The organism is Streptomyces fulvorobeus, assembly GCF_013167895.1.
In the GTDB taxonomy this organism is placed as follows: Bacteria; Actinomycetota; Actinomycetes; order Streptomycetales; family Streptomycetaceae; genus Streptomyces; species Streptomyces fulvorobeus.
Map to the genome: position 1 here is coordinate 2,670,182 of NZ_BLWC01000001.1, position 25,277 is coordinate 2,695,458.

Genomic DNA, 25,277 nt, shown 5'->3' on the forward strand with positions numbered 1-25,277 from the left:
CGCTCCCGTCCGACCCGCTAACCCGTCCGACCCGTCTGACCCGCTAACCCGTGCGACCCGCTAACCCGTCCGACCCGTCCGACCCGTCCGACCCGTCCGACCTGTCCAACCCGTCTGACAAGGACTTCGCATGCTGAGCACTTCCTCCCGCCCTGCCCGTACCCTCCGCTCCCTCTCCCTCCCCAGGGGCCTCTCGCCGCGGCTGCCGGCCGCTGTCGGGGCGAGCCTGCTGATCGCCCTGGGCACCGCCCCCGCCCAGGCGGCGCCGGTGCCCGCAGCCGCGACGGGCACCGTCGTCGCCTGGGCGGCCGGTGAGAACAACTGGGGCGAGGCCACCGTGCCGCCCGAGGCACTGTCGGGGGTCTCCGCCATCGGCGGCGGCGATTACCACAGCCTCGCGGTCAAGAACGGCAAGGTCCTCATGTGGGGCACCTGGATCTGCTGGCAGGTCCCGGACTGCACCACGAACAAGATCTACGTCCCGGCCGAGGCCCAGTCCGGTGTGTCGGCCGTCGCGGGCGGCGACGACCACAGCCTCGCGCTGAAGGCCGGCAAGGTCATCGCCTGGGGCAGCAACGCAAGCGGCCAGCTGAACGTCCCGGCCGAGGCCCAGTCCGGCGTCACCGCCATCTCCGCCGACGGCAGCCGCAGTCTGGCACTGAAGAACGGCAAGGTCATCGCCTGGGGCGGCTCGAACCTGGGCGGCGTACTCGACGTACCCCTGGAGGCCCAGTCCGGCGTCACCGCGATCTCCGCGGGGCACTCGCACAACCTGGCGGTCAAGAACGGCAAGGTCATCGCCTGGGGCGGGGACAACTACTTCGGCGAGAAGAACGTCCCCGCGGACGCCCTGACCGGGGTGACCACCGTCGCGGCCGGATTCGGGCAGAGCGTGGCGCTCAAGGGCGGCAAGGTGCTGGCCTGGGGAGACAACCGGAACGGCCGCTCCACCGTACCGACCGAGGCCCAGTCGGGCGTGACCGCCATCGCCGCCGCCCAGTTCCACAGCCTCGCACTGAAGAACGGCAAGGTCATCGCCTGGGGCGGCAACGGCCTCCCCGGCAGCCCGTCCGTCCCGTCCGCGGCCACCTCGGGCGTCACGGCGATAGCCGCGGGAGCCAACCACAGCCTGGCCCTGAAGTAACCCAGCCGGGCCGGCCCGGAACCACCCGCACCACCACCCCGGGCCCGGCCGGGCCCGCCGGTGACCTCAGCGCAACCTCACCCGACCCCGACCCCCACCCGCAAGATCATTCACGCCGACCGATGACCACCCGCTACACTGACGGCGGCGGCGCGGCCTTCACCGGCCACTCCGCCATGCCTTCGTAGCTCAGGGGATAGAGCACCGCTCTCCTAAAGCGGGTGTCGCAGGTTCGAATCCTGCCGGGGGCACAGAGCTAAGGGCCAGCTCAGGAGGGTTTTTCTCCCGAGCTGGCCCTTCTGCGTGTTCGAGGCCGTGCCACACGCGTGCCACTACGTGGAAAAGTTCTGGTTCGGGGAGGGCAGGGCCTTCGGTACGAAGAGACTCAGCCGAAAGGTGGTCGGTTGCGTCTGGCGCCCACAGAGCCTGTCGACTCGTACTGCCGTCCAGTCCGGAGTCAGTCACACGACGTTCCGCCACCTCACCGAGGTCCTGAACCTCAACGGCACTCAGCGCGGCGAGCTACGCCAGCTCCTCATCAGCGACCGACCGAGTCGGCACGATGCCCCGTTGTGGAGCATCGGAACATGAGCGCGTTCGTGAGCGATCCGAGCCTTGACAATGTCAGGGACGCAGCCGGAGACGGCACAGAGGTCGACGTAGCCGTGCACCTCCACGACGGAACGGTCAGGCTCTCGATCCTGTGGACGCAGGAGATCCGGCTGAGTTCTGACGACGCCGAACAGGTGGCCCGAGCACTTCAGCGTGCCGCAGAACAGGCGCACAGCATTACGGCAGCCAAGTCACCGGCTAGGCCAACCGACGTCTGAGCCTCACTGAGTTACAACTTTCTCTACTGGTTCAAGGCGGCTCGCTCCGCTCCCCGCGCGCGGTACGGCCCCCGGCCGGGCCTGCGCTCCTGCCTTCGTCCCGCTCCAGCCCGGCCGGCGCCCGTACCGCGCACACAGCAATCAGCCACCTGGTGTCAGAAAAGGGAAGGTACGTCATGGGCCGGGGCGGTCGGCTCCGCCCATAAGCTAGGCCCAGTCGCACTCAGCCCTTCATAAGTTCAGTGATCAAGTCCTGCGTGAATTGCTGCCGCTTAAGCCGGTCTCTTGACGGCATCTGCCCACCGCCAGCTGCAATAACGGAATGAGCCAGTTCCCTGAATGTTGCGATAAGGTCATGCTGTTTCAGCGCGATGATGATCTGCTCACTCTGCTCTTCCGCCTTCCCCTTCTCAAGCGAAGTCGACTTTCCACCCAACACTTGATACTTCAGAGCCATAAGGATGTGATACCTGGCCGGCTTGTAAGCGGACTCCAAGGCTCCAGACCTGAAAGCATTCTCAAGGCGGTACGCTGCGAAGGCGCTGACCATATAGGGCAGCAGCTTGTGATCTTCTCGGAAAATGGCCGCGCCGATGTCGTCGTATAGCCTGCTGGCGTATCGAGCAGCAACGTGGGGGGCGTCTAGGAACATAGCCGAGACAGCGCGCATTTGGTCGCTGATTGTAACGATGCGATTCTTGGTCACTTCTTTGTTGTAGAACTGACCCGAACGGCGCTCGTAGGTCAGCTTAAAATCTGGCGCATCCAGCTTGTAGAAGTCCTCCAGCTTCTTCTGGAATTTGCTGAGCGCTACCAGATCGTTCTCTTGGACAGCGGTCTGAGAATTTGTTGCCCGGATGATTTGGGTGGCAACCTCCTCATCCCCAGTCACTACCAGTCGAATAGGCACGTAGACCTCAGACACGGCATCACCAAGCGTCTGCTTGGACAGGTAAAGGCAGTGGCTGGTCTGACAGCCGTTTACGATCTGATAGCCGGAAACCGCTACCGCGTCTCCTGGCTTGGGGGAATAGGAGGCGGCCACGACGGTCACACCGTTATTCAAAACGGGCAGAAGACTCCTCTCTGTAGAATTCAGAGTATCCATGATCTGCATGTTGACTGAGTTATCTTCCCCCTTAAACCCTCGCACGTTGTCATAGAAAACGCGCTCATCAAGGTTATTCTCATCGCCGGTTTCGATCAATTTGAGAAGTTCCGCCACCGATACGACGCCCAAAATCGCTTGATCGACGCCGGGCATTTTCGGCAGATTAACCTGCTTCTCGAATTGGATCTCCACTTCGTTTGCATGGTTCTTCCGAACCCATGCATCGTGGAGGTCGTCGGCACCGAGAACCGTTACAGAAACTCGACCAAGGAAGCCAAGATTCTCGATCTGTTCCGTAACGGTGGCGACCCTCTCTTTTACAGGATCGGCCAAGATCGAATTCTTCGGCGCAGTTGTCGTGAAGTACAAATAGACCGAAGGCGACCCTTTAAGGCGACCCGCATAGTTCTCGAATACTTCTCCGAGTGCTTGCGCTAGCGCCTCCATGCGAGGATACGAAGGAAAACCTTTATTTTGAAGGAACTTTCGGACCGTGTCGCCAAAGCTGAGAATTTCGGCACTCGATACAGAAGCGGACTGCTTGGCCTGAATGAAGTGCAAACTGACTTCAACCTTGGCGGCATTTTCGCAGATCTCCCTCACGTCATCCGCGTCCCAGGCGAGCTGCCCATTCACGTCAAGTGCGATGACGTCGATACCGATGGCTCCTTGATCAAGGAGAAGATCGGACTTTTGCACTTGCGCTATAAGGTCTTCTGGAAGAATGAGGCTGGCGGCGAAGAGCTCGAAAGCGTCGGCGTTGCCGATTTCGAGCAGTTCCTCTTCCTTGCGGAACTTCTTAAACAGTCCCTGGATGAGGGGATTCATTCAAACTCCCAGCTACTAGACGGCGGGTGCCGAGTGGGTGTATCTCCTCAGGAGATTCGACGCACGTCGGCCCAAGTCATGTTAGGGCCCATACCTCCAACTTGGGTAGAAATCCCGAACTTTGAGCCAGTAGCGGCGAACATGGGCGGCTTCGACGACTCGATCTGAGGCAGGGAAGTCGACGGCCGTGCCCGTGCCAGACGCGCGCTAAATCAGGCGGGGAACCACGGGAAACAGCAGCAAACAAGTCAAACGCCGCCGACACCGACCGGAACCAGGCGCCACCTCGCCCCGGTCAACCGGATCGATGCTCGTAGATCGCCGGAGCTTCCCAAGCTGAGGGCTCAGGCACCATCATCATGTGCCGGCCGTCGTAACTTGCTCTGGTCGACGGCACTGGCAGCGTGGTGGAGGCCGGTGGGGGTGCAGCGAGGCACACGCGCGCCTGGTCTGTCGGCGCACCCGCCGTCGTGGCTGACTGTCGTCGGCTGAGGTTCGTGCCACAACCGTGCCAGATGCAGGGGTCAGTCACGGTCAACGCCGGTGCCCTGCGGTCGAGTAGCCGTCCGCTTCCTCGGCCAGCGAAGCCGCAGCTCAGCCCGCAGATCCCCCAGCCTCTCTCCTAAAGCGGGTGTCGCAGGTTCGAATTCTGCCGACGGAGAACGCGGCACTGCGCTGACCTGGGGATTCACCCCCAGCAGGCGCTCTGTTCGGCCCCGGACTCCTCGTCCTGGGCCGCTTGCGTGAGTCACGGGGACTGCTAGGCCGGTAGCGGGTCTGTATGCGCTGGTCTGGACGTCGGGCCACTTTCCGGTTCAGACCAGACCGAACTTCTCGGCGTGGCTGCCCACCCGGTACAGCATGACGACGCCGCCGGGCGCCGCCTCCTCACTTGCCGTGGGCTCGCTGGGCGGATGCCGGCCCGGCGGGGAGGGGTGTGAGCGAGATCAGCATGCCGGACGGACGGCAGACAGTACGCTGAGTCCAGTGGGGATCGGGTCCGCAGCACAGCGTCCGGGAGGTGCTTCATGACGGCCGAGATGGTCGCCCCTGCGTGGATGCACGAGCAGATCACGGCGGCAGAGTACGAGTCCTGGTCCGAGGAGCAGTGCGCCGGTATCGAGATCGTGGACGGGATGGTCGTCGTGAGTCCGAGTGCGTCCAAGCGGCACAACCGTCTGGCCCGGATTCTGGCGAACGCCCTGGATGCCGCCGCTGGCCCGGGGTGGAACGCCGACACTGACTTCGACGTCCGGCTTCAGGACGTCCCGCTCACCAATCGCCGCCCCGACGTCGTCGTCTACCAGGCAGACACCATTGACATCACCCCAACCCGCCCCGAGCACGTGCTGCTGGTCGCGGAGGTGGTGTCGCCAGGTTCGGAGACCACCGACCGGATCGTGAAGGTTGACCAGTACGCCAAGGCAGGCATCGGCTTCTACTGGCGGATCGAGCAGGCCGCGACAGGCGTTCCTCTCGTGTACACCTACGTTCTCGACCCCGCGACGAAGACCTACCGGGACGGAGACGTGTTCACCGGCGTCCTCAAGGCAGTGGCCCCGTTCCCTGTGCAGATCGACCTCGGGCAGGTCTGATCAGGCGCTGCCCGGCAGCCGACAGCGCGTGAGCGATGCGTGAGCGGACTGCCCGGTACAGGGCGGCATGAGCCGGATCAAGTGGCGCGCCGCACGGCTCTGACCGGGGTAAACAGCACCGCGCGGCAGCACAGGCGCCCCCGGCAAGGATTCGATCCCACTCCTGAAGCGGGTGTCGCAGGTTCGAATCCTGCCGGGGGCACCGAGAAACACCAGGTCAGAGGCCCTGTCGTCCGAGTGGGCGGCAGGGCCTCCGGTCTCGCAGCACATATATGGCCACATGGGGTGCGCTACGGCCGCGAAGACGCCGCACCCTAAGGAACGCGGGCGGCACCGGTAGCCGTCCCGAAACGGGACACGCAAGGCCGCGGAGTTAGGCGGTGTCGGCGCACGTCATGGGTTCCATCTGGCGGCTGCTGGGGCGGAGGGGCGCTTCGCTGTCCACTGGTGACGGACGGCCGGGGTGCCCCCTCGTTCTTCAGCCTGCTTGGCGGCGGGCGCGCACCATGGCCATGAGAACCGGCGAATCAGGTGAGGGCTGGGACTGCCCTATGTCCTTGTACCCCCATGACTCGTAGAGGCCGTGGACCTTTCCGTCGCCGGCCAGGGGGTTGACCATAAGGGTCACTTGCTCCTCGGCGCGATGTGCGAGGAGGGAGTCGTGGATGCGCCGTGAGGCTCCTGTCTTGCGCCACGGCACTCGGACCATCAGTTCCTTGATGGCCAGGGTGGAGGGCTGGGTGATGGCTTCGGACAGTGGGTGGTTGATCCGCTTCCACCAGCGATCGTCATGCTCGATGCGGTTGGCGTAGATGTAGCCGACAGCCTCCTCTCCCTCATACCCGACGACAGCCTCCCAGCCTGGTTCCGTGGCATGGCGAGCCAGACGCTCGCCGTACCGTTCGACGGAGTAGTGAGGGTCGTGGAGACGGTCGGCTCGAACCTCGGCATAGATCCCGATCAACGTGTCCCAGACCGCTTCCACCTCAGAGAAGTGTCGGAGCTCGATGCCCGCTGTCTTCACGAGGCGTCCCTTCGAAAGTCATGGATGTACTGGTCCCAAGTCTCGGCTGCCTTGCTGTGCAGCGCTGCGGAGCGGAGCTTGTCGCCGAATTCGTTGAGCATTCGAGCCACCCGAGGGTGTGAGCTGCTGGCGCCGCTGGTGATGGTCATGGCGGTCGAGACAGCGGGCTCCAGGTCTCCCTGCCCAAGCTGGGCATGCGCGAGCCGGGCGGTGGCGATAGCCCGACTTCGCTGCATGTGGGGACGGAGCAGCGCGAGACTCCGGTGAGCGTGTGCTTCGGCCCGTGCGTAGTCGCCGAGGCCGAGGTGTGCGGTGAGGGCAAGACTTTCGATTTCGGCCTGATCGAAGAAGGCCGTCATCCATGTGGGCCGCTCGATGTCGGGTTCCGCGCGCCCGTAGGCGGCCTGGGCCTTGTCGATAGATCGCCTCACGGCCATGCGGTCACCGGTCAGGCCGAAGATCGCCGTATGGCGTGCGTGCCCCAGCGAGGCAAAGAGCGGGTCGCGTCTGGTGATGGGGAGGTTGCGTGCCACGTCATTGGCGGCCAGGGCGTCGATGGGACGGCCGAGGTGCCGATAGAGGCTGCCGGCATGGGACCAGATGCGGAATTGGATGGCAGGATCCCCGGACATCGCGGCGAGGCTGGACGCGCGGCCGAGATAGCGCTGCGCCTCATTGAACCGGCGGCCGTCGATCGCTGCCCATAGGGCGCTTGAGGTGAACGACGCGGCGCACATGTAGATGCTGCTCCGCACTCTTTGGCTGGTGGCTCCCCGCTGGAGTAACGACAGCGCTTCGCCTGCCAGGGCAGAGGCTTGGGTCTCGATGCTCACGCGCCCGCCGTACTGATGGTCCTGGGCGACGATCGCAGCAAACTTTGCCTCAAGGCGGGCCACGTCGCTGTGGCTAACGCGCTTGGGGGAGGCGAGGGCTGGTGCGGCAACGGCTGCCGTGGTGCCTGCGGCCGAAGTGATGAAGGTGCGACGCCGCACGGGGTCCTCCTGCGGAGCTGCGGTGCGTGGTGGGCTGAACCCTGAGTCCTCAGTCGGGCACCCGAAAACCCTCTCAAGCGCGGCACAGTTGCGTCCGATAGGCCGCTTGGTCATGCCCCCCAGCAGGTTGCGGACGGTGCGCGCCGAGACATCCCCCGGTTTCCCGGTGATCTCCTGGAGGGCCTGGTTCATCCGACGTGCCAACTCTTCCTGCGTGAGACCAAGTTCCTCCATCCGGCGTCTCAGGATGGCGTTCGCTCCCATGAACCGAACGTAGCCGCGCCAGTACATCCCGCACCAGAGCGGGAGTAATGCGAACGCAAAGTTTTCCGGTCGGTGCCGCCTGAACGGAACGCACTCCTTCCTGTTTCTCAGCATCCCTCGGTCGTTGACTGGTCCGAGTCACCAGGCAGACCTGCCCTCCCACGGCACTCCAGCCCGGCGACAAGGAGAGAGCAACCGACCCCGCCCCCGAGGGGTCGGCTGCTCCACCATCCCCGGAGGGAAGACCTCGACCATGATCGCGACAAGGCCCGACGCCACCGGTTCCCCTGGCTACAGCGAGACGCTGCCGTGTGAGGCGGAATCCGCGAGCCAAGCTCGACTGCTGGTCAGCGCCGCCCTGCACACGTGGCAACTCAGCCACCTGATCGATGACGGGCAGCTCATCGTTTCCGAGCTGGTAGCCAACGCTGTGCAGCACAGTCACTGCCACAGCGTGCGCGTCAGCGTGGAACGCCCCACAGGGGGCCGAGTCCGGGTGGCCGTATCCGACAAGTCTCGGACCAAGCCTGTTGCCGCAACGCCGAACGTGGACGAGGAAGCCGGTCGTGGCCTGCTCCTCGTGGGCAGCGTGGCGGACGACTGGGGCGTCGACTACCGCGCCTGGGGCAAAGTCGTCTGGGCCGGTCTCCGCACCGAGGGGAGCGCTTGATGGCCAGGCACGCTAAGCGGCGGGTGTCCTTCTCCATCGTTCTCCGCGGCCTCGCGCTTCGCGGGTCCGTCGACCGCCGAGAGACCGGCTCCGCATGGGGGCACGCCCTTCCCGAGCGCGGATTCGCCGTGTCGGAGGAGGTGCCGCCGGACACGGACCTCCTCCTGCGGTTTCTCGACGCGATGCGGCGCCAGCAGGTCCAGGACCGGGGCAGGGAGCCGGCGCCCATCACGGCCGAGGCCATCCAACAGACGGCGGACTACGTGCTCAGCAGCCAGCTGGACAAGGCTGAGGATGGCGAGCTCAACGACCGTACTCACGCTTCAGGGCTACCTCTCCGCCCTCACACAGGAGGCGGAAGCGCAGTTGGACACGGGCCGCGCCACTGACCCTCGGCGTGTTCCTGCCGAAGTAGCGATGACTTCCGCCATCGGAGGGGATTTCCCGGGGCGCCGGTACCCATCACGGCCGTCAGCCCAACCGATGGCGGATGCCCGCTCCGTAGTGACGGACGGACGGGCCACCCCGAGCCCAGCCGGGCACGGGAACGACGAGAAAAGGAGGTCACGCGATGCCCGCGATCACTGAGACGACCGAGACGGAAAGGCCCGACGTCGTCGAGAGCGCCATCGAGATCGTCGAGGAGCCGGGTGAAAACGGCGCCGCCGGCGACAAGGCCGACCAAGGCGACGGAGACACCGCCGAGCCGCTCGGCGCGTACGCGGTGCTCCTCGCGTAACCGCACCGACAGCGCCAACCCCATCAGTCCACTCGAACCAACTCTGAGGAGCTTTCGTGACCACTTCCGCTGAGCAGCTCATCCCCGCCCGTCCTTGGGGTGTCGGCCGACTCGCCGTACCCGACCACCGTTCGCCGCCCGCACGCCACGGTCACCATCGACCCCGGCACGCAGACCGGTGTGTACCGCGACCGTCTCGGCCAGGTGGTCGAGATGGGCAAGCACGGCACCAGCTCGGGCACCGAGACCTCCACGACCACGAACTCCGACTCCGCGCCCGACCAAGGCCACGACCAGGACAGCCAGCAGGACTGATGAACGCGACCGAGAAGAGGCCGGTTCTGGTGGTCACCGAGGCGGACGACATCACCGCCGACATGGTGATCACCGAACTCAACCGGCGAAGTGTGCCGGTGGTCAGGTTCAATCCCGCCGACATCGGCGGGAACCTGACGGTATCGGCTCGGTTCGGCACCTGCCCGGCCCCTGTGGCCGGGCAGGTCCGTACCCTGTCGAGAACCACCGACCTGGCGCAATTACGGGCGGTGTACTGGCGCCGCCCCGTCTGGCCCACCTTCCAGCAACTAGGCGACAACGATGCGCGGTTCGCGGCTGCGCAGGTCCGCTACGGGCTCGGAGGAACGCTGTTCGCCCTCGACGGTCCGCTGTGGGTCAACCATCCACTCCGCAACGCAGCCGCCGACTACAAGCCCGCTCAGCTCGCCCTCGCCCAGCGCCTCGGTCTTACGGTCCCGCCGACGCTCGTGACCAACGATCCGGTCGAGGCACGCGCGTTCATCACGGCCCACGGGCAGGTGATCTACAAGACGCTGCGGTGGACCCCGTACGAGCGAGACGGAGTTCCGGTGACCGGGTGGGCGGAGCCGGTCACGGCTGCCGAGATCGATGACAGCGTGCGTGTGACGCCGCACCTGTTCCAGGCCCGCGTGGACAAAGTCGCCGACGTGCGGGTGCTGGTGGTCGGTCGGCAAGTGTTCGCCGTACGGATCGACTCCGGCCTGCTGGACTGGCGTAAGGACTACTCCGCCCTCTCCTACACCGTGGTAGATCTGCCCGACCACGTGGACAAGGCCCTCCTTGCCTACCTGGACCACTTCGGGCTGGTGTCCGGGAGCTTTGACCTCGCCGTGGACCGGGCGGGTGACTACTGGTGGCTGGAGCTGAATCCGAACGGCCAATGGGGGTGGCTGGAGGAGCACACCGGACTGAAGATGTCCGCCGCATTCGCTGACCTGCTGACACGAGGAGACTTCCCATGACCGATACCGCGCCCGAGCGGCGAGCTCTTGCCGACCGGCTGGAGAAGGCCGGCGTCCTCAAGACACCCCAGTGGCGAGCCGCGGTGGAGGCTGTACCCCGCGAGCTCTTCCTGCACCCCGGAGTCTTCCTGACCGTGGACGGCGGCCGATGGCGGCCGGTCACCGCTGTAGGAGCCGGCCCGGCGGAGTGGGCACAGATCGCCTACAGCGACCAGTCCCTGACCACCCAGCTCGACGGATACCTGACCGCAGACCGGACCACTGATCTCGTCGCGGGCTCGCCCACCTCTTCCTCCACCACTCCGGTCACCGTCGTCGACATGATCGAGCACCTCGACGTGGAGGACGGGCACCGCGTCCTGGAGATCGGCACAGGTACGGGCTACTCCTGCGCGCTGATGTGCCACCGCCTCGGCGAGGACAACGTCACGACCGTCGAGGTGGATCCGGCGGTGGCGGCCCGTGCAGATGCCGCGCTGGAAACGGCCGGGTTCTCGACGTGGACGGTGACCGGGGACGGACTGCTCGGACACCCGCGCCGCGCTCCGTATGACCGAGTGATCTCCACCTGCGCCGTCCGCCGTATCCCCTACACCTGGATCAGGCAGACCAGGCCCGGCGGGACCATCCTGGCCACCGTCGGCGGCGCGTGGTCCTACGGCACCGGCCTCGCGAAGGTCACCGTCGGCATGGACGGCACCGCCGAGGGCCGGATCATCGGCCGTTCCTCGTTCATGCAGGCACGCTCCCAGGCCGTGATGCCGGTGACCGGCGACCTGTCAGCCCGCACCGCCTACGCCGACAGTGTCCGGGAGGCGAAGGTGGCGCCCTCCATACTGGAGGAGTGGATGCCCGCCTTCCTCGCCCAGCTCGCTGCCCCCGGCGCACAGTTCGTCCGCGCAACGACGAGCGACGGCGCCCAGCTCCTGTACGTCTTCGATCCCGAGCGCGAGTGCTTCGCCGAGTTCACCTCTGACGGCGACAATTGGACCGTCCGGCAGGGTGGCCCCGTGGCCCTGTGGGACGACATCGAGCAAGCGCTCACCGCCTGGCAGGACGCGGGAAGCCCCGACATCACCGCCGTACAGCTCCACATCACCGCCAAAGCCCACACGTACTGGATGGGCGACACCCCAGCACTGCGCTGGCAGCACCCCCTCGCCTGACCATCGGCGCCGACGAGGGCCGCTGCCCTCCTGAGAGAGCAACCGCCGAGCCATAGGTAAGCGTGATGGACGACGAGCCGCTGTCCGACTGGGCGGAGCGCCGTGACGCGAAGATCGGCCGACTGCGCACCACGCCGGTCATCAGCAGCGACGGCCCGAAAGGCTCCCACCACGCTCGGCGCTTCGCGCCTGAGGCTGCCGCCCAGCGGCGGTCGTGCACTCCCGGCGGTTTGCGGATTCTCCGTTGCGCCGAGCGCTACGCGGCGTCCGCGATCGTGGCGCGCCCGGCCGTTGCACCCGGCCGTTGCACCCGACCGTTGCACGCCGCCGCCGAACGCAACCGTCAGAGGTCCGCCCCCGCGTCCCCCTCCAGGCGGCGCAGGCGCTCCGCGTCGCAGGTTCGGGGGCAGGTGATGCACGCGTCCGTGCCGCTGATCGTGTAATAGAGGCAGCAGCCCAGCCGGGTGCGGGTCGGATGGCGGGTGCCGTCGCTCGTGGTGAGGTGGCGGAAGGACGCGCCGGCCGGGTACGGGGCGAGGGGGGTGGGCAGCAGTGCCTCCGTGGCGCGGAGTGCCTCCTCCTCCTGGCCGAGCACGCGGCCCAGGTACCAGATCGCGGAGACGAGGTCGTCGCCGGCCATGCCCCACAGCGCCCTGGGGCCGCGGCGGACGCGGGGGGCGATCGCGGTCAGCAGAGGGCCCACGTGGTCGGCGACCGCTGTGCGGAGTTCGGTGCGCAGGCTTTCCTCGTCCGGCACGACCCGGGCGCCCGGGGTGTTCGCGGCCGGGTCGTCGGGGAGGCAGGCGAACGCCCCGGGGGTGATGTGCAACACGGCCTCGGCCAGGTCGACTCGTACGTCCCGCGGTCGCACCAGGGGCACGCGGCGGTCCAGGTGCCAGGCGCCGCCCATCAGCAGGCCGACCGACCAGAGGTAGTCGTGCAGGGCGCGGGACGCGGCCACGTGGGGGCGGGGGTCGTGGGCGTGGCGGGTGCGGATGCGGGCCGCCTCCGCCTCGACGAAGGCGGTGAGGTGTTCCGGGTCGCTCACCAACTGGGCCGTGGTGGGCGCCTGGTGGGGCGGCGTGCCGGCGAGTGGGGCGAGTGAGGCGCGCAGCGTCCCGCAGTGGGTCAGGAGGCGCTGGTAGGTCGCGGCGAGCGGGGGCGTACTCCGCGCGGTGGGGCCGGTCGGTGGGGCGGCCGGGGCCACGGACATCGGGACTCCTTGACGACAGCACATCGCGGCACGTGGGGCACCACGAGGGCGGGCGGGCCTGCGGGCAATGCGCTCTGTGCGGACGGGAGTAGACGATAGATCAGAAGGTAAGCCTCACCTTAGCTGCCATTCCACCGCTTGCGCACCTGCCCCGCCACTCCCGCGACCCACCCGCCGCCGCAGGACGTGACCAAGTCGAACCCCACGAGCGATTGACAGGATTAGGATTGCCTAACCTAAAATCTCCTCACGTGTCCAGGAAAGAGCAGGTCGCCCTTTCGGGCCCGTCGTTACTGCCGCTTACCCTCCTCCTCGCCGGGGCAGGGGCGTTGGCCGTCTGTGTCGCGCTGAGCCTCGCCGTGGGATCGCGCTCGATACCGCTGCCCACCGTGCTGGACGCGCTCTTCGACGACGGCCGTGGTCGCGACGCCATCGTGGTGACCGGGCTCCGGCTCCCCCGTACCGTCATCGCCGTCGTGGTCGGGGCCGCGCTCGGCGTGGCCGGGGCCGTGGCGCAGGGCATCACCCGTAATCCGCTCGCCTCGCCGACCACCCTCGGCATCAACGCGGGCGCGGGTTTCGCCGTGGTCGTCGCGATCTACGCGCTGCACCTCACCAGGCCCGTCGAGTACGTGTGGTTCGCCTTCGCCGGGGCGGCCGCCGCCGGGCTCCTCGCGCAGGCCCTCGCCCGCCGGTCGGGTGACATCGACCCCGTACGGCTGGCGCTCGGCGGCGTGGTGATCCAGATGGTGCTGCTCTCCTGGACGCAGGCCGTGATGCTGGCCAGCTCGCGCACGCTCGACGAGGCGCGGTTCTGGCTGGCCGGTTCGCTGTCCGGGCGCACCCTCGACGTGCTGTGGCCGGTCCTGCCGACGCTCGTGATCGGGCTGGTCCTCGCCCTGGCCATCACCCCGGCCCTCAACACGCTCGCGCTGGGCGACGACTCGGCCCAGGCGCTTGGCGTGCCGGTGGGCCGCATACGGGTGGCCGGCGGGATCGCGGTCGTGCTGCTCGCCGGTTCCGCGGTCGCGGTGGCCGGGCCCGTCGCCTTCATCGGGCTCGCCGCACCCCACCTCGTACGGCTGGCCGTCGGCTCCGACCACCGGCTCCTGGTGCCGGGCTGCCTGATCGCGGGGCCGCTGCTGCTGCTCGCCGCCGATGTGCTGGGGCGGGTCGTCGTACGCCCGTCCGAGCTGGAGGTCGGCATCGTCAGCGCCTTCCTCGGGGCGCCGCTCCTCGCGGTGCTGGCCCGGAAGGTGGCCCGATGAGCGGCACGGCCGTACGCGACCGGAAGCGCCCGGCGGTATCCCGGCCGGGCGGGGCACAGGCCCGGCAGCGGCGCAGGGTCCTGCTGATCGGGGGGTGCTCCCTCGTCCTCCTGTGCGTGCTGGTCACCCTCGCCGTGACCACCGGGCAGCTGCGGCTGCCCGCGTCCGTCGCCCTCCGCGCCCTGATCGGTCTCGGTGACCCGGCCGACGTGCTCGTGGTGCAGGACTTCCGCGCGCCCCGGATGGTCGCGGCCCTGTTCGCCGGGGTCGGGCTCGGGGTGGCGGGCTCCATGCTCCAGCGGCTGTTCCGCAACCCGCTCGCCTCCCCCGATGTGATGGGGGTGACGGGAGGCGCCTCCTTCGGCGCGGTCGTGCTGCTCGCCACGGGCACCTCGCAGACCCTGATCCCGGTCGCGGCCCTCGGCGGCGGGCTGCTCGCCGCGCTCCTGCTCGGGGTGTTCGGCTGGCGGTCGGGGGTCTCCGTCGCCCGCCTGGTCCTGGTCGGCCTCGCCGTGCAGGCCGGTCTCGCGGCGGCCGTCAACCTCATGGTCGTACGCTTCCCCGCCGAGCTCGCCAACTCGGCGCTCCAGTGGACCACCGGCTCGCTGTACGGCCGGACGTGGACGGAGGTGTGGGCGGCCGGGGGCGCGATCGCCGTGGCGCTCGGCGCCGCCTTCGTCCTGCACCGGAAGCTGGCCGTCCTGGACCTGGGCGACGACTCGGCGGGCGGGCTCGGTCTCAACACCGACGCCGCACGGCTCCAGCTCCTCGTCACCGCCGTCACCCTGGCCTCACTGGCCGCCGCGCTCACCGGTCCTGTCGCCTTCGTCGCGCTGGCCGTGCCCCACCTGGTGCGGTTCGCCGCCGGGCCGCCGACCGCGGGGACGCTGGTCCTCAGCGGGCTGGGCGGCGCCGTACTGCTGCTCGCCGCCGACCTCGTGGTGCAGCACCTGCTGCCCGTGAAGGGGCTGCCGGTCGGGGTGGTCACCGCCACGCTCGGCGCCCCCTGGCTCCTCGTCCTGATGATCCGCCAGAGCAGGCCCGTCAACCGGAGTGCCGCATGAGCCGACCGACCGCCACCAACCAGCTGTCCACGCACGGCCTCGACCTGCGGTACGGGGACCGGGTCGTCATCGGTGGCCTCGACCTGGCCCTGCCCGGTGGCGCGATCACCGCGATCGTCGGGCCCAACGCCTGCGGCAAGTCGACCCTGCTGCGCGGGCTGACCCGGCTGCTGGCCCCCTCCGGCGGCAGCGTCACCCTGGACGGTGCGGACATCCACCGGATGTCCGCCCGTGCGCTGGCGCGCCGGATGGGCCTGCTGCCGCAGCAGCCCGTCACCCCGGACTCGATCACCGTCGAGACACTGGTACGGCTCGGCCGCTATCCGCACCAACGGCTCCTGAGCCCCTGGTCGAAGGCCGACCAGGGGGCCGTGGAGGAGGCGCTGGAGCGTACCGGCACGACGGCCCTGCGCGACCAGCCGGTGGACCAGCTCTCCGGCGGTCAGCGGCAGCGCGCGTGGATCGCGCTCGCCCTGGCCCAGGACACCGAGCTCCTGCTCCTCGACGAGCCGACCACGTTCCTGGACCTGCGCCACCAGCTCGACGTGCTCGACCTGGTGGCCGAACTGCACGCCGAGGCGGGCCGCACCGTCGTCATGGTGCTGCACGACCTCGGGCAGGCCGCCCGTTACGCCGATCACCTCGTGGTCCTCAAGGACGGCGCGCTCGCCGCGGCGGGAGCGCCGGCCGACGTACTCGACGCGGAACTCGTCAGGTCCGTGTTCGAGGTGGACTGCCGGGTGATCCCCGACCCCGAGACCGGCACCCCGCTGGTCATCCCGAAGGACAGGGCGGCGCGGCACGCCGCCGCCGTCCTCGCCTAGACCGTGTCACCCATGCCGGCGCCCCACCCGACCTCCGCTCACAGCAAGGACACCGAACCCTCATGACCACACGAGCTCCCCTGCACCGCGTCCGCCGGCTGAGCGCCGTCCTGCTCACCGTCGCCCTGGGCTCCGGCACCCTCGCCGCCTGCGGCGACGACCCGGCCGACGGTCCCGAGGCGGCCGGGAACGCGGCCGACGCCGGTTTCCCGCGCACCGTCGAGCACGCGATGGGAGAGACGAAGATTCCCGCGAAGCCGGCGAAGGTCGTCGTGCTCGACACCGGTGAACTCGACGACGTCACGCTGCTCGGCATCGAGCCGGTGGGCGCGGTCTCCCCGCACATGAAGACCGAGGGCGGCTTCCCGGACTACCTCAAGGACAAGATCGGTGACGTCAAGGACGTCGGCCCCATGGAGGAGCCGAACCTCGAACTGATCGCCTCGCTCAAGCCCGATCTGATCCTCTCCTCCAAGGTCCGCCACGAGAAGGTCTACGACAAGCTCAACGGCATCGCCCCGACCGTCTTCACGGAGACCACCGGCTCCCCGTGGAAGGAGAACCTGAAGGTCCACGCCGAGGCCCTGGGCCTGGAGAAGCAGGCGGAGACGGCGCTCAGGGAGTACGAGGCCCGGGCGAAGGCCCTCGGTGAGGCCGTGAAGGCGAAGTACGGCGGTGCCATGCCGTCCGTCTCGGTCGTCCGCTTCGTCGCCGGACCGACGCGCCTCTACCAGAAGTCCGCGTACAGCGGCATCGTCCTCGACGACATCGGTCTGACGCGTCCCGCCTCGCAGAACTCCGGCGACCCGGAGATGACGATGCTGGACGTCAGCCCCGAGCAGATCGACAAGGCCGAGGCGGACCTGATCTTCGTCACGGTCGCCGACGAGCCCGACAAGACCCAGCAGAAGGACGTCACGTCCAACCCGGTCTGGAAGGACCTGAAGGCTGTCAAGGACGACAAGGTCTTCACCGTCCCGGACGAGACCTGGATGTCCGGCATCGGCGTGCAGGCCGCGGGCAACATGCTCGCCGACGTGGCCGATGCGGTCGGCGTCGAGCTGCCGAAGCCGTAGCGGCGAAGCAGCAGCGGCCGAGCAGCAGCGAAGCCGCGCCGGGGCGGGCCGCCGTCGCACCACCGGCCCGCCCCCGTCGACTCCCGCGCCCCGCGCCCTCCCCGAAGGTGGTTCCCATGCGGCTGTACGTTCTCGCTCTCAACCCCACCGACTCGGTCACCGAGGGCTTCCTCCCCGCGGCCCGCCGGCTCGGCCTCGACGTCACCCTGCTCACCGACCGGCCCGAGCCCCATCTGCTCGCCCACCCCGGCATCGAGACCCTCGCCTGCGACGTACGGGACTTCCGCGCCGTCATCACCCGGATCTCGACGCACCACGCGCCCGCCGCCGTCTTCACCAACAGCGACCACCTCCAGACCCAGGCCGCCCTGGCAGCGGACTACTTCGGGCTGCCGGGCAAGGACTGGCGGGCCACGCTGCGCACCAAGGACAAGGCGCAGATGCGCCGCCACCTCGCCGCGGCCGGGGCCGACGCCGTGTGGTCGGCCGAGCTGCCGCCGGGAGTGCCCGCCGACGACCTGGCCGCCCGCGCCCCGTACCCCTGCGTGGTCAAACCGCGCGAGGGTGTGGCCAGCGAGGACGTGGTACTGGTCACGGGAGCGGAGGAGCTGTCGCTGCGCTGCAAGGAGATCCGGGCGCGGCGGCCGGAGGCGGCGCTGGTCGTCGAGGAGTATCTCGCCGGGGAGCTGTACACCCTGGAGACGCTGGGCGACGGGCGGGTACGCCATGTCCTGGGCGGTTTCCACACCGAGCTGTCCCCTCCCCCGTACTTCATCGAGCGGCGCATGCGGTTCGTGGCCTCGCGTCCGCACGACATCCTGCGCCAGGTGTCGGACCAGCTGGACGCCCTGGGCGTCGGGTTCGGCGCCTGCCACACCGAGTACGTGGTGCGGGAGGGGCGGGCCAGGATCATCGAGGTCAACTACCGGGCGATCGGCGACCAGTGCGACCTGCTGCTGGAGCGGCTGCTCGGCGTCCCGCTCTTCGACCACGTCCTGCGTACGCACCTGGGTGAGCCGCTGCCCTCGGTCCTCGGCGCCCGTACCGACGGCCGCGCCCGGATCGACTACCCGTGTGCCGAGCGGGCGGGCACCCTCACGGCGGCGCCCGACGCGGTGGACCTGCGGTCCGGTGGTGTCGAGCTGACGTACCGGCCGCTGCGCCGGACCGGGGAGCGGCACGAGCTGTACCGCACCAACCGCGACTACCTCGGGGTCGTCCGCGCCACCGGCACCGACCAGGAAGCCGTCGACCGGGCCGTGGCGGACTTCGTCGCCGCGCGGCACTGGGAGATAACGCCGTGACGGCCACCGCCGCCCCCGGGCGCGACACCGCCGAGGACGAGCTCGTCCTGCGCGTACTCAGCGCGCTGCTGCGCGAGGACGTGGTCGGCCTCCGGAGCCGCGGCACCGTCGTGGAGCGGCCGGACGGCCGCTGGCTGCGGCTGCCGGTAAAGGCCCCGGATGCTCCGGGCGGCCGGGACGCGCTGCTGCTGCCCGTGGCGGACGACGGCTTCCAGTGCGAGCTGGCCGCCCGGCTTCCGCTGCTGCTGCGGGAGTCCGACGCTCTCGCGTCGCGGACGTCCGACGCGATCCTGGCCGCGCTCGCGCCGCTCGCCGACCCGGCCGACCGGGCCGGGTTCGACGCCTTCGCGCAGGAGTGCCGCCAGACCCTCGCCACCGTACGGCTGCACGAGGCGACCCGCGAGGAGGTCGGCGCCCGGCTCACCGGCCGCCACGGCGGCGACCCGGCCGCCTGGACGGGGCCGGCCGGCGGCCTGGCCCATGACACCCTGGCGGCCCGCCTCGACCACCCGGTCTATCCGACGAGCCGGGGCCGGACCGGCCTCACCGGCGGTCAACTGCGGCGGTACGCACCCGAGTTTCACCCCCGCTTCGCCCTGCGGGCGCTCGCCCTGCCCCGCGAGGCCGTCACCGTGCAGGGCCCCGACACCTGGCTCTCGCCTTCGGCGGCCGGGCTGCCCGAGCTCCAGGAGAGCCATCTCGCGCTGCCCGTGCACCCGTTGACGCTCGGCACCCCGCTGCGGGAGGCACTGCGCGCCACCGGGCTCGACCGGCGGGCCGTCCTGGCGGGGCGGTCGCACCCCGAGGTCGTACCGACCCTGTCGATGCGCACCGTGGCCCTCACGTCCGATCCCGCGCTGCACCTCAAGCTGCCGCTGGCCACCGCGACCCTGGGGCTGCGCAACCGGCGCACCATCAAGCCGGGCACGCTCGTCGACGGGGCCGCGGGCCAGCGGCTGATCGAGACGGTGACCGCCCGCGAGCCCCGGTTCCGCGAAACGATCCTGCACGCCGACGAGACGCGTTACGCGCACGCCGGACACGAACTGCTCGCCGTCCTCCTGCGCCGCTACCCGGCCGGACTCGACGGAGCCGCCGTCCTGCCCATGGCGGCGCTCCTGAGCAGGGCGCCCGACGGCCGGCTGCTCTGCGACCACCTCGCCGAGCGCTTCTACGGGGGCCGGCCGACGGCCCTCCTCGATGCCGTCCTCACCCTGCTCTTCGACTGGCAGACCACCCTCTTCGGGTACGGCATCGCCCTGGAGTCCCACCAGCAGAACGTCTCGCTGGTGCTGGACGAGCACGCGGGCCGCACCCGCCTGCGCCTGCTGCTCAAGGACAACGACGGCCCCCGCGTCCACACGGCCCGGCTGCGCGCCCGGCTGGGCGGCCTGGCGCCGGGGCCGGACGGGTTCGACGACCCGAGGATCTTCTGTGAGGACGACGGCCCCGTCGTCGACCTGTTCACCACCATCACCGTCCACCTCTGCGCGGGCGCGTACGCCTTCGGGCTCGCCCGGCACGGCCGCGCCCCGCTCGACGTGCTGCTGCGGCTCGTGCGCGACCGGCTGGGCGAGGCCGTGGAGCGGCTGGGGACCGGCCCGGGCGAGCCCGGGAGCGTCCTGCGCCGGGAGGTGCTGGACGCTCCACGGCTCCCGGTCAAGGCCATGGTCAGCGCCGGAACCCTGCTCACCAAGGAGCGATCGGGCGCGGCCGACATCAACAAGCACTACACGACGGGACCCAACTACCTGCTTGCCGGGGAGTGAACCGCCATGACGTCCGGAATCGGCATGACGACAGGGACCGCGGCCGCCAGGCCGGAGTTCGGCCGCCGCCAGGTGCGCGCCGTGGCCGCCTGCTACTTCGTGGCGTCCTTCGCCGCGCTGGGCCTGCCCCCTACCTCACCCTGATCCTTCCGGAGCTCGGTGACGCCACCGCCCGCTGGGCCGGGCTGCTCTACGTCGTCCCCACGGTGTTCGGCGCGCTGGGCGCTCCGATGTGGGGGCGCCTCGCAGACCGCTACGGGCGCAAACGGCTGCTGCTCCGCGCCCAGCTGGGGCTGGCCGTGTCGTTCCTGCTCGCCGGCTGGGCGGACTCCCTGGCCACCTTCACCGCCGCGCTCGTACTCCAGGGCGTTCTGGGCGGCACGTTCGCCGCGTCCAACGGCTACCTCGCGGCGGCGCTGGAAGGGCCCGGCCTCTCCAGGGCGCTCACCCTGATGCAGGGTGCGGCACGCGCGGCGCTCGTCTTCGCGCCGGTCGTCGTCGGCACCCTGTCCCCCTGGGTCTCGCCGCACCGCCAGTACGCGCTGCTGGCGGTGCTGCCCCTGGCGGCGGCCGTGATGCTCACCGCGCTGCCGGAGCCGGGCAGGGCGCCCGCGGTCCTGGAACCACCGGAGCCGTCCCCGGCACCCGAGCCCGCCCCCGCACTGGCACCGGCCTGCCCACGGACACGGACCACGGAACCCGTCACCCCGCTCCGGTCGCTCTACACGTACGAGTTCGCGTTCGTCTTCTCCACCGTCATCTCCTTCCCCTACCTGATCTCCCTGGTCGGGGAACGCGTGCCCGGCATCTCCCCGTCGTCTCCGGGGTGCTCTTCGCCCTGCCCCACCTCTTCTACCTCTTGTGCGCGATGCAGGTGCACAAGGCGTTCGAGAGCCGCCCCCGCCTCGGGATCGCCCTCGGCTTCGGCTTCATCGCCTCCGGCCTCGCCGGGCACGGCGCCGCCGGCACGCTCGCCGCGTTCACCGTCGCCCGGCTGCTCCTGGGCATCGGCCTCACGCTCGGCCTGGTCTGCCTCTCCATGCTGGCCGCCGACTGCGCCAAGGGACGCCCGCCGGGCGGGATGTTCGGCTCCCTGGAATTCGTCTCGAAGGCGGGGGCGGTCGCCGCCGGTGTCGCCGCCGCGGCCGCCAACAGCGCGTTCGGACCTGCCGCGCCCCTGCTCGTCGGCACCGCAGTGGCCCTGGGAGCGGTGCTGGCCACCGCGCTCCCCGTCCTGACCCGCCGCGCCCCCCGCATCCGCACCCACACCCGCTGGAGCCGTTGATGTCACTGCCCACCGGCACCGCCCGCGCACACCCCTCGACACCCGCGCACCTGCCGTGCGCCGACCGGGTCGTGGCGCACACGCTGCTGAACTGCCTGCTGCGCGAAGTGTCCGGGCCCGAGCACCAGACGGCCGTCACCGACGGCCACCTGCTGCTGCGGCTGCCCCGGCGCGGTGTGCTGCTCCGCGTGGCGCTGCGCCGCACCTCGCTGCTGGGCGCCCACCGCTTCCGGGGCCCGGTCACCGAACCGTTTGAGGACGGCTGGAAGGAGGTGGACTGGTTCCGCCTCGCCGAGTACATCCACGCCGAGCTCTCGCTCCGTACGGGGGTGGCCAACGACGAGTTCCTGGACCAGGTCCGCTCCAGCCACGAGGGGGTGTCGGCCGCGCTCGCCGCGCCACGGACCCCGCCGGGCCCGGTGAACGGCCCCCTCGCCACCTATCTGGCGTCCGAGCAGTCCCTCCTGTTCGGCCACCGCTTCCACCCCACCCCCAAGGCGCGCAGCGGCGAGGCGGCCTCCTGGTCCGCCTACGCCCCCGAGGCCGGCGCCTCCTTTCCCCTGCGGATGCTCGCCGTACGGGAGCACCTCGTCGCCGAGGAGTCCACAGGCGCCGGGGCCACCGCACCCATCGACCGGCTCCACCCGGTCCCCGAGGGCTACCGCCTGCTGCCCGTGCACCCCTGGCAGTACGAGCTGCTGCACGAACACCCCGCCCTGCGGGCCTGCCTCGACAGGGGCGACATCCTCGACCTCGGTCCGGGCAAGGAGCCGTTCACGGCGACGGCGTCGGTGCGCACGCTCTACGACGGCGAGGCGTTCCTCAAGTTCAGCCTCAGCATCCGCATCACCAACTGCGTGCGCAAGAACTCCAGTTACGAGCTGTCGGGCGCCGTGGCCCTGACCCGCGTACTCGCACCGGCCCTCGCCGACCTGGCCGCCCGCTTCCCCGGCAGCGCCGTGCTCCGCGAGCCCGCGTACCGCAGCCTGGCGGTGCCGGGGCCGGACGGACGGACCGACCTGGGGCTCCTGGAGGGCTTCGGTGTCATCGTCCGCGAGGGGCTGGCGGACCGGCTGCGGCCCGGTACGACCGCGCTGCTGGCCGGCGCCGTCGCCGACGAGTTCCCCACCGGTCCCGGCCACCTCTCCCGTCTGCTGGCCTCGGGCGGCGGGGGCCCGCAGGCCGCCCACGACTGGTGGGCCGCCTACCTCAGGCTGCTCGTGCCGCCCGTCCTGGCCGCGTACTTCGACCACGGCCTCGTACTGGAGCCGCACCTCCAGAACGTCCTCGTCTGCGTCGACGGCGACGGTCTGCCCGTACAGATGCTCTTCCGCGATCTGGAGGGCACCAAGCTCGTCCCCGAGTTCCACGCGGCGACGCTCGCCTCGCTCCCGCCGGAGGTCGCGGAGCCGCTCACCTACGACGCGCAGCGCGGCTGGGACAGGGTCGTCTACTGCCTGCTGGTCAACCACGTGTCCGAGACGCTCGCCGTCCTCGCGGACCTGCACCCGGAGTCCGAGGCCGCGCTCTGGGCCCAGGTGCGCGCCACCCTTCAGGAATACGCCGACGAACACGGCTGCCCACCCCGTCTGAGCGCCCTGCTGGCCGGTGTCCCGCTGCCCGCCAAGGCCAACCTGCTCACCCGCTGGGGACGCAAGGCCGACCGCGAGGCCACCTATGTCCGCCTGCCCTCTCCCCTGGCGGCGGAACTCCTCTCCGGTGCCTCCCGGCCCGACTGCCCCGCCACCCCCTGGAGTGACCGATGACCACCCCGACCGCCGCCGTGCGGGCACGCGCCCTGGCCCTCGCGCCGGACGAGCTGCCCGCCTACCTCTACGACCTGCCGGCCCTGCGCGCCCACGCCGCCGCGGTGCGGGCCGCGCTGCCCGAGCGCGTCGAGCTGTACTACGCGGCGAAGGCCAACCCGGAGCCGGAGATCCTGGTCGCCCTGCGGCCGTACGTGGACGGCTACGAGGTCTCGTCCGGCGGCGAGCTGGCCCATGTCGGTGAGACCGTGCCCGGCCGCCCGCTCGCCTTCGGAGGCCCCGGCAAGACACCGGCGGAGATCGTCGCGGCGCTCGACCTCGGCGTGGAGCGCTTCCACGTGGAGAGCGAGCACGAGCTGCACCTGCTGGCGCACCTCGCCGCCCTGCGCGCCCCGGACGCCCGGATCTCCGTACTCCCGCGCTTCAACCTGCCGTTGTCCGCGGGCACGCTGGAGGGCAGCTCCCTGGCCATGGGCGGGCGCCCGACCCCGTTCGGCTTCGACCCCGACCAGGCGGACACAGCCGTCCGCCTCCTCACCGACGGCACCTACCCGAACCTGGAACTGCTCGGCGTACACGCCCATCTGGCCAGCGGACTCGACGCACCCGAGCAGCTCGCCGTCGCCGATTCCGTCGTCACCTGGGCACTCGCGCTGGCCGGTCGCCACCGCGTCCCCCTGCCCGAGGTGAACATCGGCGGCGGCATGAACGTCGACTACGCCCGCCCCGGCTCCCGCTACGACTGGGCCGCGTACGGCAAGGGCCTCGGCGTCCTCACCGACGCCCACCCCGGCCTGCGCCTGCGGATCGAACCGGGCCGCGCCCTCACCGCGTACTGCGGCTGGTACGCCACCGAGGTGCTGGACGTGAAGCACAGCCGCGGCGAGGAGTTCGCGGTCGTGCGCGGCGGCACGCACCATCTGCGCACCCCCGCGGCCAAGAGCCACGACCAGCCGTGCGCCGTGCTCCCCGTGGACGCCTGGCCCCACCCCTGGCCGCGCCCCGTGGCACGCCAGGACACCGTGACGCTGGCCGGCCAGCTCTGCACCCCAAGGACGTGCTGTCCCGGTCCGTTCCCGCACCGGGGCTCCGGGCGGGCGACCGGGTGGCCTTCGCCCTGGCCGGGGCGTACGCCTGGAACATCTCGCACCACGACTTCCTGATGCACCCGCGGCCCGGTTTCCACTTCCTGGAGTAGCGCGACCGCGGCGGCTGCGTCGCGAGTGGCGCGGCCACCTCCCGGCCCAGAGGGGACGGCCCCGCCGGCACCGGTCAGCGAAGGGGTCGCGCCCCGTCCTCCTCACCCACGGCCCCGGTGTCCTGCTCGGCCTCCCACCGCAGCAGGTCCCCAGGCTGGCATTCGAGCACCTCGCAGAGCGCGGCGAGCGTCGCGAAGCGCACCGCCTTGGCGCGGCCGTTCTTGAGCACCGCCAGGTTGGCCGGTGTGATCCCGACGCGGGCCGCGAGCTCACCCACGGACATCTTGCGCCGGGCCAGCATCACGTCGATGTCGACGGCGATCGGCATCAGATCACCTCGTCCAGTTCGGCCTTCATCTGCGCCGCCTCGACATCGCGCGCGACGGCCTGCGCGAGCAGCATCCGCAGCACCAGCACGATGAGCGCCACGCCGAGGACCGCGAGACCGAGCCCGCCGAGCAGCAGGACGACGCCGGGCGCCACCGCCTCGCCCGGCGCCAGGACGGCCCCGAGCGCGAACACCAGGAGCGCCGCCGCCACGAACGCGCCGATCACCAGGTGCACGTACCGGAAGGCGGCCTCGGAGAACACCGTCCCGCGCCGCACCATCGTCACCAGCCGCCATACGCAGACCAGGACGAGCTGAGCGGTGAGGACCCCCAGGACGGTGATCACCAGGAACGGCGCCCGCAGATACGCGTAGTCCTCGTTCAGCCCGTCCAGATCGGCTGCCAGCAGCGGCACCATCACCGCCTCCACGAACACCGAACCGGCGAGCAGCACCACGAGCACGGTGCGCAGCGCGAGCACTGTCAGCTTTCCCATCACGTCTCCCTCGATTGACCCACGATGGAAATCTATCGAGA

20 protein-coding genes, 2 tRNA genes and 3 pseudogenes are annotated in these 25,277 nt (G+C 70.0%); 19 read left to right on the forward strand and 6 right to left on the reverse strand.

All coding sequences use genetic code 11. The features are described 5' to 3' along the window. Positions 1-130: 130 nt before the first annotated feature. The 3 genes from Sfulv_RS11995 to Sfulv_RS12005 all read left to right on the forward strand — a co-directional run bounded on the left by Sfulv_RS11995 (position 131) and on the right by Sfulv_RS12005 (position 1,974). Complete coding sequence (locus tag Sfulv_RS11995) at positions 131-1,144, forward strand: RCC1 domain-containing protein (protein ID WP_173313683.1); 1,014 nt, start codon at positions 131-133, stop codon at positions 1,142-1,144. Positions 1,145-1,322: 178 nt separating this feature from the next. Next, positions 1,323-1,395, forward strand: a tRNA-Arg gene (locus Sfulv_RS12000). Between the two features lie 336 nt (positions 1,396-1,731). Continuing rightward, positions 1,732-1,974: a hypothetical protein gene (locus Sfulv_RS12005; protein WP_173313684.1), complete on the forward strand. Its 243-nt coding sequence runs from the start codon at positions 1,732-1,734 to the stop codon at positions 1,972-1,974. A gap of 223 nt (positions 1,975-2,197) precedes the next feature. Here the strand turns inward: Sfulv_RS12005 and Sfulv_RS12010 are convergent, their stop codons facing one another. Further along, a complete protein-coding gene (locus Sfulv_RS12010; protein WP_173313685.1) occupies positions 2,198-3,913 on the reverse strand; it encodes an AIPR family protein in 1,716 nt (571 codons plus the stop codon). Between the two features lie 1,028 nt (positions 3,914-4,941). Between Sfulv_RS12010 and Sfulv_RS12015 the strand changes: the two genes are divergently transcribed. Further along, positions 4,942-5,508: a Uma2 family endonuclease gene (locus Sfulv_RS12015; protein ID WP_173313686.1), complete on the forward strand. Its 567-nt coding sequence runs from the start codon at positions 4,942-4,944 to the stop codon at positions 5,506-5,508. 136 nt (positions 5,509-5,644) lie between these two features. Then, positions 5,645-5,710, forward strand: a tRNA-Phe gene (locus tag Sfulv_RS12020). A gap of 276 nt (positions 5,711-5,986) precedes the next feature. Here the strand turns inward: Sfulv_RS12020 and Sfulv_RS12025 are convergent. Both Sfulv_RS12025 and Sfulv_RS12030 read right to left on the reverse strand, forming a co-directional pair. Continuing rightward, a complete protein-coding gene (locus Sfulv_RS12025) occupies positions 5,987-6,532 on the reverse strand; it encodes a GNAT family N-acetyltransferase (RefSeq protein ID WP_173313687.1) in 546 nt (181 codons plus the stop codon). After that, positions 6,529-7,788 carry a helix-turn-helix domain-containing protein gene (locus tag Sfulv_RS12030; RefSeq protein WP_173313688.1) on the reverse strand — a complete coding sequence of 420 codons (1,260 nt, stop codon included), beginning with the start codon at positions 7,786-7,788 and terminating at the stop codon, positions 6,529-6,531. Before Sfulv_RS12030 ends, Sfulv_RS12025 begins: the two co-directional genes overlap by 4 nt. A 253-nt stretch (positions 7,789-8,041) precedes the next feature. Here Sfulv_RS12030 and Sfulv_RS12035 point away from each other — a divergent pair, with 253 nt between their 5' ends. From Sfulv_RS12035 to tgmC, 5 genes and pseudogenes are all read left to right on the forward strand, one after another. Beyond that, positions 8,042-8,458, forward strand: a complete 417-nt coding sequence (locus Sfulv_RS12035; RefSeq protein ID WP_173313689.1) for an ATP-binding protein — start codon at positions 8,042-8,044, stop codon at positions 8,456-8,458. Positions 8,459-9,029: 571 nt separating this feature from the next. Then, complete coding sequence (locus Sfulv_RS12040) at positions 9,030-9,197, forward strand: hypothetical protein (RefSeq protein ID WP_173313690.1); 168 nt, start codon at positions 9,030-9,032, stop codon at positions 9,195-9,197. A 56-nt stretch (positions 9,198-9,253) separates the two neighbouring features. Next, positions 9,254-9,512 (forward strand): annotated as a pseudogene (gene tgmA, locus Sfulv_RS12045) (putative ATP-grasp-modified RiPP). Then, complete coding sequence (tgmB, locus tag Sfulv_RS12050) at positions 9,512-10,477, forward strand: ATP-grasp ribosomal peptide maturase (protein ID WP_173313691.1); 966 nt, start codon at positions 9,512-9,514, stop codon at positions 10,475-10,477. Before tgmA ends, tgmB begins: the two are co-directional and overlap by 1 nt. Further along, positions 10,474-11,643, forward strand: a complete 1,170-nt coding sequence (tgmC, locus tag Sfulv_RS12055) for an ATP-grasp peptide maturase system methyltransferase (RefSeq protein ID WP_173313692.1) — start codon at positions 10,474-10,476, stop codon at positions 11,641-11,643. The genes tgmB and tgmC overlap by 4 nt, the downstream gene beginning before the upstream one ends. 343 nt (positions 11,644-11,986) lie before the next feature. On the opposite strand, the gene Sfulv_RS12060 is transcribed toward tgmC, so the two are convergent. Further along, a complete protein-coding gene (locus Sfulv_RS12060) occupies positions 11,987-12,856 on the reverse strand; it encodes a (2Fe-2S)-binding protein (protein WP_173313693.1) in 870 nt (289 codons plus the stop codon). 251 nt (positions 12,857-13,107) lie between these two features. On the opposite strand from Sfulv_RS12060, the gene Sfulv_RS12065 reads away from it, so the two are divergent. From Sfulv_RS12065 to Sfulv_RS12105, 9 genes and pseudogenes are all read left to right on the forward strand, one after another. Further along, positions 13,108-14,124, forward strand: coding sequence for a FecCD family ABC transporter permease (locus Sfulv_RS12065; protein WP_256668890.1), 1,017 nt, complete (start codon positions 13,108-13,110; stop codon positions 14,122-14,124). Next, positions 14,121-15,188 (forward strand): FecCD family ABC transporter permease, encoded by a 1,068-nt coding sequence (locus Sfulv_RS12070; protein WP_173313694.1) that lies wholly within the window; start codon positions 14,121-14,123, stop codon positions 15,186-15,188. Before Sfulv_RS12065 ends, Sfulv_RS12070 begins: the two co-directional genes overlap by 4 nt. Continuing rightward, the gene (locus tag Sfulv_RS12075) at positions 15,185-16,012 is read left to right on the forward strand and encodes an ABC transporter ATP-binding protein (RefSeq protein WP_173313695.1); all 828 of its coding nucleotides are present in this window, start codon (positions 15,185-15,187) and stop codon (positions 16,010-16,012) included. The genes Sfulv_RS12070 and Sfulv_RS12075 overlap by 4 nt, the downstream gene beginning before the upstream one ends. 62 nt (positions 16,013-16,074) lie before the next feature. Further along, entirely contained in the window at positions 16,075-17,088 is a 1,014-nt protein-coding gene (locus tag Sfulv_RS12080) for an ABC transporter substrate-binding protein (RefSeq protein WP_173313696.1), read from the forward strand. Positions 17,089-17,204: 116 nt separating this feature from the next. Further along, positions 17,205-18,392 (forward strand): ATP-grasp domain-containing protein, encoded by a 1,188-nt coding sequence (locus tag Sfulv_RS12085; RefSeq protein WP_173313697.1) that lies wholly within the window; start codon positions 17,205-17,207, stop codon positions 18,390-18,392. Then, complete coding sequence (locus tag Sfulv_RS12090) at positions 18,389-20,161, forward strand: IucA/IucC family protein (protein WP_173313698.1); 1,773 nt, start codon at positions 18,389-18,391, stop codon at positions 20,159-20,161. Before Sfulv_RS12085 ends, Sfulv_RS12090 begins: the two co-directional genes overlap by 4 nt. 24 nt (positions 20,162-20,185) lie before the next feature. Continuing rightward, positions 20,186-21,446 (forward strand): annotated as a pseudogene (locus Sfulv_RS31460) (MFS transporter). Beyond that, positions 21,446-23,212: an IucA/IucC family protein gene (locus Sfulv_RS12100; protein ID WP_173313699.1), complete on the forward strand. Its 1,767-nt coding sequence runs from the start codon at positions 21,446-21,448 to the stop codon at positions 23,210-23,212. The pseudogene Sfulv_RS31460 and the gene Sfulv_RS12100 overlap by 1 nt, the downstream one beginning before the upstream one ends. Further along, positions 23,209-24,410 (forward strand): annotated as a pseudogene (locus Sfulv_RS12105) (type III PLP-dependent enzyme). The gene Sfulv_RS12100 and the pseudogene Sfulv_RS12105 overlap by 4 nt, the downstream one beginning before the upstream one ends. 74 nt (positions 24,411-24,484) lie before the next feature. Here Sfulv_RS12105 and Sfulv_RS12110 read toward each other — a convergent pair. Both Sfulv_RS12110 and Sfulv_RS12115 read right to left on the reverse strand, forming a co-directional pair. Continuing rightward, on the reverse strand, positions 24,485-24,739 hold the full coding sequence (locus Sfulv_RS12110; RefSeq protein WP_173313700.1) for a helix-turn-helix domain-containing protein: 255 nt from the start codon (positions 24,737-24,739) through the stop codon (positions 24,485-24,487). Then, on the reverse strand, positions 24,739-25,236 hold the full coding sequence (locus Sfulv_RS12115) for a DUF2975 domain-containing protein (RefSeq protein ID WP_173313701.1): 498 nt from the start codon (positions 25,234-25,236) through the stop codon (positions 24,739-24,741). Before Sfulv_RS12115 ends, Sfulv_RS12110 begins: the two co-directional genes overlap by 1 nt. Between the last annotated feature and the right edge of the window lie 41 nt (positions 25,237-25,277).